Source organism: Spiroplasma endosymbiont of Acasis viretata (assembly GCF_964031275.1).
In the GTDB taxonomy this organism is placed as follows: domain Bacteria; phylum Bacillota_I; class Bacilli_A; order Mycoplasmatales; family VBWQ01; genus Spiroplasma_E; species Spiroplasma_E ixodetis_A.
The window spans coordinates 824711-837145 of sequence record NZ_OZ035019.1; the positions used below are offsets into that span (position 1 = coordinate 824711).

Consider the following 12435-nt stretch of genomic DNA (forward strand, 5'->3'; position numbering starts at 1 on the left):
AAAATAAAAAGACTTAGTAAAAATACTAAGTCTTTTTATTTGTCTTTAAAAGATAAATATTTATAAAGTATTAATTGTTACTTTATTATTTATATTATTGACTGGGTTTTGTAATTCAAAGTTATTGATGTTCGTTACATCATTATTTGCTAATAAAGGAGTTGTTTTTTTAGATTTTGAAAATGATGGTAATGTTTAGTAATCTGTGTAACTTACAAAAATAACTATGTTTAATTAATTCTAGTAAATATAATTAAATGACTAGAAAGAGTGAGTTACAGATGGCTAAAAAGCAAAATATTAATAATAATGATCCAATATCAAAAGCAGTAGATTTATTATTAGAAAATACTGAAGATTTAACAACAGTTTTTAAAGAGAAAGGATTGTATAAAGAATTAACAAAAAGATTAGTAGAAAAAATGTTGAATTCTGAGATGCAAAATTATTTAGGATATGATAAGAATCAACATAGTAATAGTGACAATGCTCGTAATGGTATAAGTTCAAAAAAATTAATAACTCAACAAGGTAAAATTGAGATTGATGTACCACGAGATCGCAATAGTAATTTTAATCCTGTAATAGTTGCAAAAAGACAAAGAAGATTTGATGGTTTTGATCAACAAGTTCTTTCTTTATATGCAAAAGGAATGACATTATCAGATATTAGAATGCAATTACAAAAGTTATATCATGGTGCTGATATTAGTGAAAGTGTTATTAGCCAAATTACTGATGATGTTATTGATGATGTAAAAGCATGGCAAAATCGACCATTAGAAAGTGTCTATCCGATTGTTTATTTTGATTGCATAATACTGAAAGTACGACAAGATAAACGGATTATTAACAAATCAGTTTATATAGCATTAGGAGTTGATTTAGAAGGCAAAAAAGATGTTTTAGGTTTATGAATTAGTGAAAATGAAGGTGCTAAATTTTGATTAGCAAATTTAACAGAAATGAAAAATCGTGGCTTAAATGATATTCTTATTGCCTGCAGTGATAATTTAACAGGCATGTCAGAAGCAATACAATCAGTTTATCTTAAAACAGAACATCAATTATGCATAGTTCATCAAATTAGAAATAGTTTGAAATATGTCTCATATAAGCATAGAAAATCTCTAGTTGCAGATTTAAAACCAATTTATACTGCATGTAGTGAAGAACAAGCAATGCAGGCTTTAGAATCCTTTGAAAGTAAATGAAATAAACAATATCCTCAAATTGCTAAATCTTGATATAAAAATTGAGATAATTTAATGGTTTTTATTAGTTATCCAGTAGAAATCAAAAGAGTGATTTATACTACAAATGCTATTGAATCTGTAAATAGTCAATTACGAAAAGTCATCAGAAATAAAAAAGTTTTTCCAAATGATATGGCAGTTTTCAAAATATTTTACTTAGCAATTGAAAATATAACAAAAAAATGAACAATGCCCATTCAAAATGGTAATGTTTAGTAATCTGTGTAACTTACAAAAATAACTATGTTTAATTAATTCTAGTAAATATAATTAAATGACTAGAAAGAGTGAGTTACAGATGGCTAAAAAGCAAAATATTAATAATAATGATCCAATATCAAAAGCAGTAGATTTATTATTAGAAAATACTGAAGATTTAACAACAGTTTTTAAAGAGAAAGGATTGTATAAAGAATTAACAAAAAGATTAGTAGAAAAAATGTTGAATTCTGAGATGCAAAATTATTTAGGATATGATAAGAATCAACATAGTAATAGTGACAATGCTCGTAATGGTATAAGTTCAAAAAAATTAATAACTCAACAAGGTAAAATTGAGATTGATGTACCACGAGATCGCAATAGTAATTTTAATCCTGTAATAGTTGCAAAAAGACAAAGAAGATTTGATGGTTTTGATCAACAAGTTCTTTCTTTATATGCAAAAGGCATGACATTATCAGATATTAGAATACAATTACAAGAGTTATATCATGGTGCTGATATTAGTGAAAGTGTTATTAGCCAAATTACTGACGATGTGATTGATGATGTCAAAGCATGACAAAATCGACCATTAGAAAGTGTCTATCCGATTGTTTATTTTGATTGCATAGTAGTGAAAGTACGACAAGATAAAAGGATTATTAATAAATCAGTTTATATAGCTTTAGGAGTTGATTTAGAAGGTAAAAAAGATGTTTTAGGTTTATGAATTAGTGAAAATGAAGGTGCTAAATTTTGATTAGCAAATTTAACAGAAATGAAAAATCGTGGCTTAAATGATATTCTTATTGCCTGCAGTGATAATTTAACAGGCATGTCAGAAGCAATACAATCAGTTTATCTTAAAACAGAACATCAATTATGCATAGTTCATCAAATTAGAAATAGTTTGAAATATGTCTCATATAAGCATAGAAAATCTCTAGTTGCAGATTTAAAACCAATTTATACTGCATGTAGTGAAGAACAAGCAATGCAGGCTTTAGAATCCTTTGAAAGTAAATGAAATAAACAATATCCTCAAATTGCTAAATCTTGATATAAAAATTGAGATAATTTAATGGTTTTTATTAGTTATCCAGTAGAAATCAAAAGAGTGATTTATACTACAAATGCTATTGAATCTGTAAATAGTCAATTACGAAAAGTTATCAGAAATAAAAAAGTTTTTCCTAATGATATGGCAGTTTTTAAAATATTTTATTTAGCAATTGAAAATATAACAAAAAAATGAACAATGCCCATTCAAAATTGAAATACAGCAATTGCTCATTTTATGATAAAATTTGAAGACAGAATTAATCTAAACTAGTACTTTGTAAAACAAAGATACACAGATTATTAAAAAGCCTCTTCAAAATTGAAATACAGCAATTGCTCATTTTATGATAAAATTTGAAGATAGAATTAATCTAAACTAGTACTTTGTAAAACAAAGATACACAGATTACATAAAAGCCTCTTGCATCTCAGAATTCAACATTTTTTCTACTAATCTTTTTGTTAATTCTTTATACAATCCTTTCTCTTTAAAAACTGTTGTTAAATCTTCAGTATTTTCTAATAATAAATCTACTGCTTTTGATATTGGATCATTATTATTAATATTTTGCTTTTTAGCCATCTGTAACTCACTCTTTCTAGTCATTTAATTATATTTACTAGAATTAATTAAACATAGTTATTTTTGTAAGTTACACAGATTACTAAACATTACCTCACTATTACTATGTTGATTCTTATCATATCCTAAATAATTTTGCATCTCAGAATTCAACATTTTTTCTACTAATCTTTTTGTTAATTCTTTATACAATCCTTTCTCTTTAAAAACTGTTGTTAAATCTTCAGTATTTTCTAATAATAAATCTACTGCTTTTGATATTGGATCATTATTATTAATATTTTGCTTTTTAGCCATCTGTAACTCACTCTTTCTAGTCATTTAATTATATTTACTAGAATTAATTAAACATAGTTATTTTTGTAAGTTACACAGATTACTAAACATTACCTCACTATTACTATGTTGATTCTTATCATATCCTAAATAATTTTGCATCTCAGAATTCAACATTTTTTCTACTAATCTTTTTGTTAATTCTTTATACAATCCTTTCTCTTTAAAAACTGTTGTTAAATCTTCAGTATTTTCTAATAATAAATCTACTGCTTTTGATATTGGATCATTATTATTAATATTTTGCTTTTTAGCCATCTGTAACTCACTCTTTCTAGTCATTTAATTATATTTACTAGAATTAATTAAACATAGTTATTTTTGTAAGTTACACAGATTACTAAACATTACCTCACTATTACTATGTTGATTCTTATCATATCCTAAATAATTTTGCATCTCAGAATTCAACATTTTTTCTACTAATCTTTTTGTTAATTCTTTAGACTTGGTGCAAAACCTTTAATTTTAATAATTTAACGGTTATTATTAATATCAAAGGTGATAATTATTATGTTAAAAAAATACAAAGATGAACAAGAATTTTATAGTTTAGTGGGAATAAAACTACAAACATTTCAAAAAATGGTTGAAATTTTAAAAAAAGCTGAAGCAATTAAAAAAGCAGTTGGTGGTAAACCTAATAAATTATCAATAGAAAATCGTTTATTAATGATATTAGAATACTGAAAAGAGTATAGTAGTTATAGAGTTATTGCAAAAAGATATAATATTAGTCATACTAGCTGCATTCGTAATATTTTTTGAATTGAAAATACTTTAATAAAAAGTGGAATTTTTAATTTATCTGGCAAAAAAGATTTAATCAAAAATAAAGGAATCAATAATACTTTACTAGCTATTGATGCTACTGAAACTCCAATTGAAAGAATTAAAAAAAACTAAAATTACTTTTTTCGGGTAAAAACAAACATCATACTCTTAAATCGCAAATAATTATTGATATTTTAAATGGAAAAATTATTTCAACCGCTTTTTGTTTTGGAAGCATTCATGATTTTAAATTACTTTTAAAATCTAAAACTTTTATTCATCCAGAAAAACAAGTTTTTGTTGATTCAGGTTATCAAGGAATACAAAATATTCATAAAAATACATTTTTGCCATTTAAAAAAAGTAAATACAATAAATTAATACCAATTCAAAAAGAATACAATAAAACTTTAAGCAAAATTAGAATTAAAATTGAACACGTATTTGCTAAACTAAAACGTTTTAAAATTTTAACTTTAAAATATCGCAATAAAATACGAAGATTTGCATTAAGATTTAATTTAATAGCAGGAATATATAATTTTGAATTACCTTAGTTTTGCACCAAGTCTTTTATACAATCCTCCCTCTTTAAAAACTGTTGTTAAATCTTCAGTATTTTCTAATAATAAATCTACTGCTTTTGATATTGGATCATTATTATTAATATTTTGCTTTTTAGCCATCTGTAACTCACTCTTTCTAGTCATTTAATTATATTTACTAGAATTAATTAAACATAGTTATTTTTGTAAGTTACACAGATTACTAAACATTACCGATTTTCTCATTTATCTCAAGAATGACTACCTAAAGGATCAAATCAATATTTATCCATCAATGAAGCTATAAATGATGTAAATCAATATGTTATGTTTTATAATTATGAAAGAATACATTCTAAATTTCTAAAACCACCAATTTTACAAATAAAAGAATATGCTTGAACACCAACATCTTTTTGATTCAAAGATTTAATATTCTCTTGTACTTTTGTTACATATTTACTTAAATATTTAACTACAAATTCATTTGTACCTTTATGTACTACTTTTAAATCAATACCTTTATTATTACCAACATGTGGTCATCATGTAGTTATCATACTATAAGGTATTTTACGATTAAATAATATATGAAAATGAACTGCACCACGCTTTTGATATTCATAAACATAAAAATATCTTAATTCACCTAAATGTTTAGAACGTTTAGGGTCATTTCATCAACGTTTTAAACGTTTAAAAAATAATTGTAAGTCATGTTTTGCTTTTTTAATATCAGTTTCATTTTTATGATAAGTTAAGGTTAAAAAACTTAAAATTCTTGCATTATAAAAATTATGTAATGCTTTTTGAACTAATTTACATTTAGTACGAACATTATTATTTCTTAACTTAGTAACATTACCAATATTCTTTATACCTAATTTATTTCTTTCATTTTTTAAAATATCAATAGGTAAAACAACATTTTTAACATAACAAGCATAAAAAATTTTTTTAACATAAAAATTATATGAAATATTCATTTAAAACCATTCTTCCACGAACTTCTTAAATATTAAAAAATTAATGATTTATAAATAAATATAAATCTTAATATATCTTATCATAGAAAATAAAAAATTATCAAACTTTACACTTGCGGTGAAAAATGATACTTAACTAAATCAATTATATTTTAACAAAAAATATTTTTTTATCTAAGTTTTAATTTTATTATTTATTTTATATACATATTCAAAAATTTGTAAAATACACTAGACTTGGTGCAAAACCTTTAATTTTAATAATTTAACGGTTATTATTAATATCAAAGGTGATAATTATTATGTTAAAAAAATACAAAGATGCCACTTGCCACTTAGCCCTTTTTACTAGACCATTAATTTAAAAAACCTGAATGTATTCTAAAAACAATTGTGTTATATAATTAACACTAATTTTAACCTGAAAGGATTTTTATTAATGGATAAAATTAAACAAATAGCATTAGTAATTAACAAATTAAATATCAAAGAAAAAATTAAAATTATTGATGATTGTAAAAATCAATATTCAATTAGAAACCTATGTCAATATCTTCAATTAAACAGATCAACATATTACTTTTTAAAAAATAAACAAAAACCTATTAAAAAAGAAGAAAATCATATTATTAAATGCAATCATAAATATCAAAAAATATGCCAACTTTTAATCGAATTTCATTCTACAAGAAAAGGCAGAATTTATGGATATTTAAGAATTTTTTCAGCTTTTAAAGAGTGATTAAAACAAGAAAAAAATATCATTTTAAATATAGAATTATCAATAAAACAAATGCGAAAAATTATGAAAGAACACAATATTCAAGGATTAAAACAAACTAAAAATAACTATCCTAAAAACAAAAAAAATCCAAATAAGTGAATACCTACAATGGATAAAGTAAACAAAGATTATAAAAGTACAACCTCTTCAAATCAAATTTGATCAATGGACACTAAACAAATAAATACTAAAGAAGGATGATTATATCTTTTTGTAATTATTGATTTTTATTCAAATAATGTTGTTAGTTATAATATTGCTCCTAATAAATCATATCAGGATTTAATTCTTCCTGCTCTTGAAAAAATCAACAAACAATTTTCTTGAAATCAAGTAAAAAATGTTATTTTACATTCAGATAACGCCAACGAATTTTATTGTCAAGATATCACAAAATGAGCAGAGGATAAACAAATAATTTTAAGCAAAAAACAACCTTATGATATTGGTGGTAATGTATTATCTGAAAACTGATTTTCTCATTTATCTCAAGAATGACTACCTAAAGGATCAAATCAATATTTATCCATCAATGAAGCTATAAATGATGTAAATCAATATGTTATGTTTTATAATTATGAAAGAATACATTCTAAATTTCTAAAACCACCAATTTTACAAATTAAAATTTAGAATTTTATATCAAAAATGGTCCAGTAATTAAGGGCCAACCACCATTATGAATTTAATCAGACCAATCTTAATTGCTAGTAGATCACTAACAAAAATAGATACTAATGGTAATTTCATCATTAATGATGAAAATTTAAGCAAAGAAGAAATCGAAAATTTTTGAAAACAAATTGATAAAGTTAGAAAAGATTTAATAGAAAACAAATACTTATATTTTATTTCAATACTTTCACTTTCAACTGCAACTAATGAACAAATCAAAAAATTATTAAACTACACAGATCAGTATAAAATACATAAAAAAGAAACATTATAAAAATAATTTTTTTTAAAAAATTCTTATATTATGTTGCTTTTTAATAGATTTTTTAAATTATATATGTGTATAATTAAAATGGAATATTATTATTAATATCATAATAATTTTCAATAAATATTAATAAGAAACTAAAATAAAATTAATAACTAACACAAAACAAGTAACTATTTAATTAAAAAATTATAATACTAAATTTTTTTATTTTTTTTAAACTAATACCCCAAATTATAAATATAAAAGTTATATATTTTTTTCTCGTATTATGTTTAACATTTTATGGATAAAACTAAGGAAAAGCAGATTGACTACAACTAAAATATTTAATTGAATAGCTTATATTTCAAGTATTGCTTTACTTATTTTTTTCATATTACTTTTAATGTTTTTACTAATAAAATTTTTATTAAATTATAAACAAAAAAACAAAGTTAAAAGGATACTTTCTTCAAATGATTTTAATCAAATCATAGGAACGAAAAAAAGAATTAAAAATAAAACTAAGAAAATATTTTAAAGAAATATTTATTAGAGATGTTGATATAAATTTATTTAAAAAATTCCTAAAATCAGAAAGTGGAGTTAATAAAAAACCAACAAAAATTGCCTGAAATTTTTTTATAATTTTGACAAGTTCAATATTAGTAAATAAATCCGAAGGAAGAGTTTCTGAAGCAATCAAAAGTATTAAAAATACTTTTGATGAAAGTAAACAAATATTATTAACTTCCGATAAGAATAATTTAGTAACAGATGTAATTTTAAAAATTATGAATTTAAAAATCAGACCAATCTTAATTGCTAGTAGATCACTAACAAAAATAGATACTAATGGTAATTTCATCATTAATGATGAAAATTTAAGCAAAGAAGAAATCGAAGATTTTTGAAAACAAATTGATAAAGTTAGAAAAGATTTAATAGAAAACAAATACTTATATTTTATTTCAATACTTTCACTTTCAACTGCAACTAATGAACAAATCAAAAAATTATTAAACTACACAGATTAAAATATTAAATGTTTAAATAAAATATAAGTAAAAAACAAATTTAAATTTTTAAAACAATATCTTTAAAATTACCTATTAAGACTTATGTTTTATAATCAAAAAAATTATAAAACATAATTTTTAATAATGTTAAAAAAGGAGTTAAACAGTGAGAAAAATTTTTATTTCATATCATCATCTAAGAGAACAAGAAGAAAAAGACCAATTAGCAGAGTTAATTAAAAAGTATGCTAATTATTTAAATATAAAAGACATGTCTGTAGAAATAGGGGATATTGATACCACATGATCAAATAATGAAATCGCTAAAACTATTAGACAAAATCATTTAAAAGATACAACTATTACTATTCTTATTCTAGGAATACATACAAAATGTAGACAACATATTGACTGAGAAATTGAAGCTTCATTAAATAAATATGGAAGTTTAAATAGAAGAAAGAAGATAAATAGTTTTATAATACTTTTAACTGCTGATTTTATTAAAAAAGCAAAAATAAATTGTAATTTTAATAACACTTGTGATTATTCTTCTTTAATCACCCAAGAAAATGCTGGTCAAAGAATATATGAAACCGTAATAAATAAACATGCAATTATTGCTACTTATGATGAAATCTTTTCAGATATAATAATTCTTAAAAATTTACTTGATAAAGTTCAATCTAATCATAAAAAAGAAGAAATGTTTTATCAAAATGTTATCAGCCCTAGTTTTTTAAAACCAACTGTTTTAAAAGATAATACTAAAGATAGTGTTTTTAATGAAAAAAAAGAAATAGATAATGCAAAATTATCTTCAAATAAAGATAATGGTTTTAAAGAAGAAGATAGTGATATTGAAATACTTTCTGAATCAGACGAAGAAATAGAAAATGCAAAATTATCTTCAAATAAAGATAATGGTTTTAAAGAAGAAGATAGTGATATTGAAATACTTTCTGAATCAGACGAAGAAATAGAAAATGCAAAATTATCTTCAAATAAAGATAATGGTGTTAACAAAGAAAATGATGATAATGATAGTGTAGTACCTTCTAAATCAGAGGAAAAAATAAATAATGAAAAATTAACTTCAAGTCAAGATAGTGGTTTTAACGAAGATGATGATAGTAATATTGTAGTACCTTCTAAATCAGAGGAAAAAATAAATGATGCAATATTAACTTTGAGTAAAGATAATGATTTTAACAAAGATGATGATAGTAATATTGTAGTACCTTTTAAATTAGAGGAAAAAATAGATAATGTAATATTAACTTCAATTCAAGATAGTGAAATTAATAATCAATTACTACAAGAAACTACAACCAACTTTACTAAAGATGATAATAAAAGTAATCTTTTAAGAAAATTATCTTTAAAACATAATAGTAAAGATAGTGGAATTGGTAGTCAACTACAAAAAATAAGTATAATGAAAGATGAAAATTTTAAAAGAATACATCTCCATAAAAAAGGTAATTCAGAAGAATGTGAAGCAAAAGAAAAAGAAGAAAAAACAATGGAAGAGTTTACTAAAAAAACAAAAAAATTTATAAATTCTGGTAAAACTAATTATACAGAAGAATGTCCAGAAATAGGTGGTTGGCCCTTAATTACTGGACCATTTTTGATATAAAATTCTAAATTTTAATTTGTAAAATTGGTGGTTTTAGAAATTTAGAATGTATTCTTTCATAATTATAAAACATAACATATTGATTTACATCATTTATAGCTTCATTGATGGATAAATATTGATTTGATCCTTTAGGTAGTCATTCTTGAGATAAATGAGAAAATCAGTTTTCAGATAATACATTACCACCAATATCATAAGGTTGTTTTTTGCTTAAAATTATTTGTTTATCCTCTGCTCATTTTGTGATATCTTGACAATAAAATTCGTTGGCGTTATCTGAATGTAAAATAACATTTTTTATTTGATTTCAAGAAAATTGTTTGTTGATTTTTTCAAGAGCAGGAAGAATTAAATCCTGATATGATTTATTAGGAGCAATATTATAACTAACAACATTATTTGAATAAAAATCAATAATTACAAAAAGATATAATCATCCTTCTTTAGTATTTATTTGTTTAGTGTCCATTGATCAAATTTGATTTGAAGAGGTTGTACTTTTATAATCTTTGTTTACTTTATCCATTGTAGGTATTCACTTATTTGGATTTTTTTTGTTTTTAGGATAGTTATTTTTAGTTTGTTTTAATCCTTGAATATTGTGTTCTTTCATAATTTTTCGCATTTGTTTTATTGATAATTCTATATTTAAAATGATATTTTTTTCTTGTTTTAATCACTCTTTAAAAGCTGAAAAAATTCTTAAATATCCATAAATTCTGCCTTTTCTTGTAGAATGAAATTCGATTAAAAGTTGGCATATTTTTTGATATTTATGATTGCATTTAATAATATGATTTTCTTCTTTTTTAATAGGTTTTTGTTTATTTTTTAAAAAGTAATATGTTGATCTGTTTAATTGAAGATATTGACATAGGTTTCTAATTGAATATTGATTTTTACAATCATCAATAATTTTAATTTTTTCTTTGATATTTAATTTGTTAATTACTAATGCTATTTGTTTAATTTTATCCATTAATAAAAATCCTTTCAGGTTAAAATTAGTGTTAATTATATAACACAATTGTTTTTAGAATACATTCAGGTTTTTTAAATTAATGGTCTAGTAAAAAGGGCTAAGTGGCAAGTGGCAAGTGGCATGATCCAATATCAAAAGCAGTAGATTTATTACTAGAAAATACTGAAGATTTAACAACAGTTTTTAAACCTGGCGGTTTATATAAAGAATTAACAAAAAGATTAGTTGAAAAAATGTTGAATTCTGAAATGCAAAATTATTTAGGATATGAAAAAAATCAACATAGTACTACTGAAAATGCTCGTAATGGTACAAGTTCAAAAAAATTAATAACTCAACAAGGTAAAATTGAAATTGATGTACCAAGAGATCGCAATAGTAATTTTACTCCTGTAATAGTTCCTAAAAGGCAAAGAAGATTTGATGGTTTTGATCAACAAGTTCTTTCCTTGTATGCACAAAAGGAATGACATTATCTGACATTAGAATGCAGTTGCAAGAGTTATATCATGGTGCTGATATTAGTGAAAGTGTTATTAGTCAAATTACTGATGATGTTATTGATGATGTTAAAGCATGACAAAATCGACCATTAGAAAGTATTTATCCTATTGTTTATTTTGATTGTATAGTAGTTAAAGTACGACAAGATAAACGGATTATTAACAAATCAGTTTATATAGCATTAGGAGTTGATTTAGAAGGCAAAAAAGATGTTTTAGGATTATGAATTAGTGAAAATGAAGGTTCTAAGTTTTGATTATCTAATTTCACAGAAATGAAAAATCGTGGCTTAAATGATATTCTTATTGCTTGTAGTGATAATTTAACAGGCATGTCAGAAGCAATACAATCAGTTTATCCTAAAACAGAACATCAATTATGCATAGTTCATCAAATTAGAAATAGTTTAAAATATGTTTCATACAAACATCGAAAAGGTCTAGTTGCAGATTTAAAACCAATTTATAGTGCATGTAGTGAAGAACAAGCAATGCAAGCTTTAGAATCGTTTGAAAGTAAATGAAATAAACAATATCCTCAAATTACTAAATCTTGATATAAAAATTGAAATAATTTAATGGTTTTTATTAGTTATCCAGTAGAAATCAAAAGAGTGATTTATACTACAAATGCTATTGAATCTGTTAATAGTCAATTACGAAAAATCATCAGAAATAAAAAAGTTTTTCCTAATGATATGGCAGTTTTCAAAATATTTTACTTGGCAATTGAAAATATAACAAAAAAATGAACATTGCCTATTCAAAATTGAAATACAGCAATTGCTCATTTTATGATAAAATTTGAAGACAGAATTAATCTAAATTAGT

General features: G+C 23.1%; 8 protein-coding genes and 6 pseudogenes. 8 read left to right on the forward strand and 6 right to left on the reverse strand.

The features are described from left to right. Nucleotides 1-281: 281 nt before the first annotated feature. The gene (locus AAHM96_RS04625; RefSeq protein ID WP_342273721.1) at nucleotides 282-1472 is read left to right on the forward strand and encodes an IS256 family transposase; all 1191 of its coding nucleotides are present in this window, start codon (nucleotides 282-284) and stop codon (nucleotides 1470-1472) included. A gap of 82 nt (nucleotides 1473-1554) precedes the next feature. After that, complete coding sequence (locus AAHM96_RS04630; RefSeq protein WP_342273722.1) at nucleotides 1555-2793, forward strand: IS256 family transposase; 1239 nt, start codon at nucleotides 1555-1557, stop codon at nucleotides 2791-2793. A 150-nt stretch (nucleotides 2794-2943) separates the two neighbouring features. On the opposite strand, the pseudogene AAHM96_RS04635 reads toward AAHM96_RS04630, so the two are convergent. From AAHM96_RS04635 to AAHM96_RS04645, 3 pseudogenes are all read right to left on the reverse strand, one after another. Then, nucleotides 2944-3105: pseudogene (locus AAHM96_RS04635) on the reverse strand (IS256 family transposase); the annotation flags it as partial. Nucleotides 3106-3198: 93 nt separating this feature from the next. Next, a pseudogene (locus AAHM96_RS04640) lies at nucleotides 3199-3402 on the reverse strand (IS256 family transposase); the annotation flags it as partial. A 93-nt stretch (nucleotides 3403-3495) separates the two neighbouring features. Continuing rightward, nucleotides 3496-3699: pseudogene (locus AAHM96_RS04645) on the reverse strand (IS256 family transposase); the annotation flags it as partial. A gap of 255 nt (nucleotides 3700-3954) precedes the next feature. Here AAHM96_RS04645 and AAHM96_RS04650 point away from each other — a divergent pair. After that, nucleotides 3955-4772 (forward strand): annotated as a pseudogene (locus AAHM96_RS04650) (IS5 family transposase). Here AAHM96_RS04650 and AAHM96_RS04655 read toward each other — a convergent pair. Then, nucleotides 4770-4901 (reverse strand): annotated as a pseudogene (locus AAHM96_RS04655) (IS256 family transposase); the annotation flags it as partial. The pseudogenes AAHM96_RS04650 and AAHM96_RS04655 sit on opposite strands and share 3 nt — an antisense overlap. Before the next feature lie 197 nt (nucleotides 4902-5098). Continuing rightward, complete coding sequence (locus AAHM96_RS04660) at nucleotides 5099-5746, reverse strand: rolling circle replication-associated protein (RefSeq protein ID WP_342272794.1); 648 nt, start codon at nucleotides 5744-5746, stop codon at nucleotides 5099-5101. A 439-nt stretch (nucleotides 5747-6185) separates the two neighbouring features. Between AAHM96_RS04660 and AAHM96_RS04665 the strand changes: the two genes are divergently transcribed. From AAHM96_RS04665 to AAHM96_RS04680, 4 genes are all read left to right on the forward strand, one after another. Beyond that, nucleotides 6186-7163, forward strand: coding sequence for an IS3 family transposase (locus AAHM96_RS04665; protein ID WP_342265776.1), 978 nt, complete (start codon nucleotides 6186-6188; stop codon nucleotides 7161-7163). 46 nt (nucleotides 7164-7209) lie between these two features. Next, the gene (locus tag AAHM96_RS04670) at nucleotides 7210-7479 is read left to right on the forward strand and encodes a hypothetical protein (RefSeq protein WP_342272795.1); all 270 of its coding nucleotides are present in this window, start codon (nucleotides 7210-7212) and stop codon (nucleotides 7477-7479) included. A gap of 626 nt (nucleotides 7480-8105) precedes the next feature. Continuing rightward, nucleotides 8106-8492 (forward strand): hypothetical protein, encoded by a 387-nt coding sequence (locus tag AAHM96_RS04675; RefSeq protein WP_338973496.1) that lies wholly within the window; start codon nucleotides 8106-8108, stop codon nucleotides 8490-8492. Nucleotides 8493-8640: 148 nt separating this feature from the next. Further along, a complete protein-coding gene (locus AAHM96_RS04680; protein ID WP_342272796.1) occupies nucleotides 8641-10116 on the forward strand; it encodes a TIR domain-containing protein in 1476 nt (491 codons plus the stop codon). 4 nt (nucleotides 10117-10120) lie between these two features. On the opposite strand, the gene AAHM96_RS04685 is transcribed toward AAHM96_RS04680, so the two are convergent. Then, nucleotides 10121-11098: an IS3 family transposase gene (locus AAHM96_RS04685; RefSeq protein WP_342272797.1), complete on the reverse strand. Its 978-nt coding sequence runs from the start codon at nucleotides 11096-11098 to the stop codon at nucleotides 10121-10123. Between the two features lie 104 nt (nucleotides 11099-11202). Between AAHM96_RS04685 and AAHM96_RS04690 the strand changes: the two are divergent. Then, nucleotides 11203-12434 (forward strand): annotated as a pseudogene (locus AAHM96_RS04690) (IS256 family transposase). Nucleotide 12435: the final 1 nt, after the last annotated feature.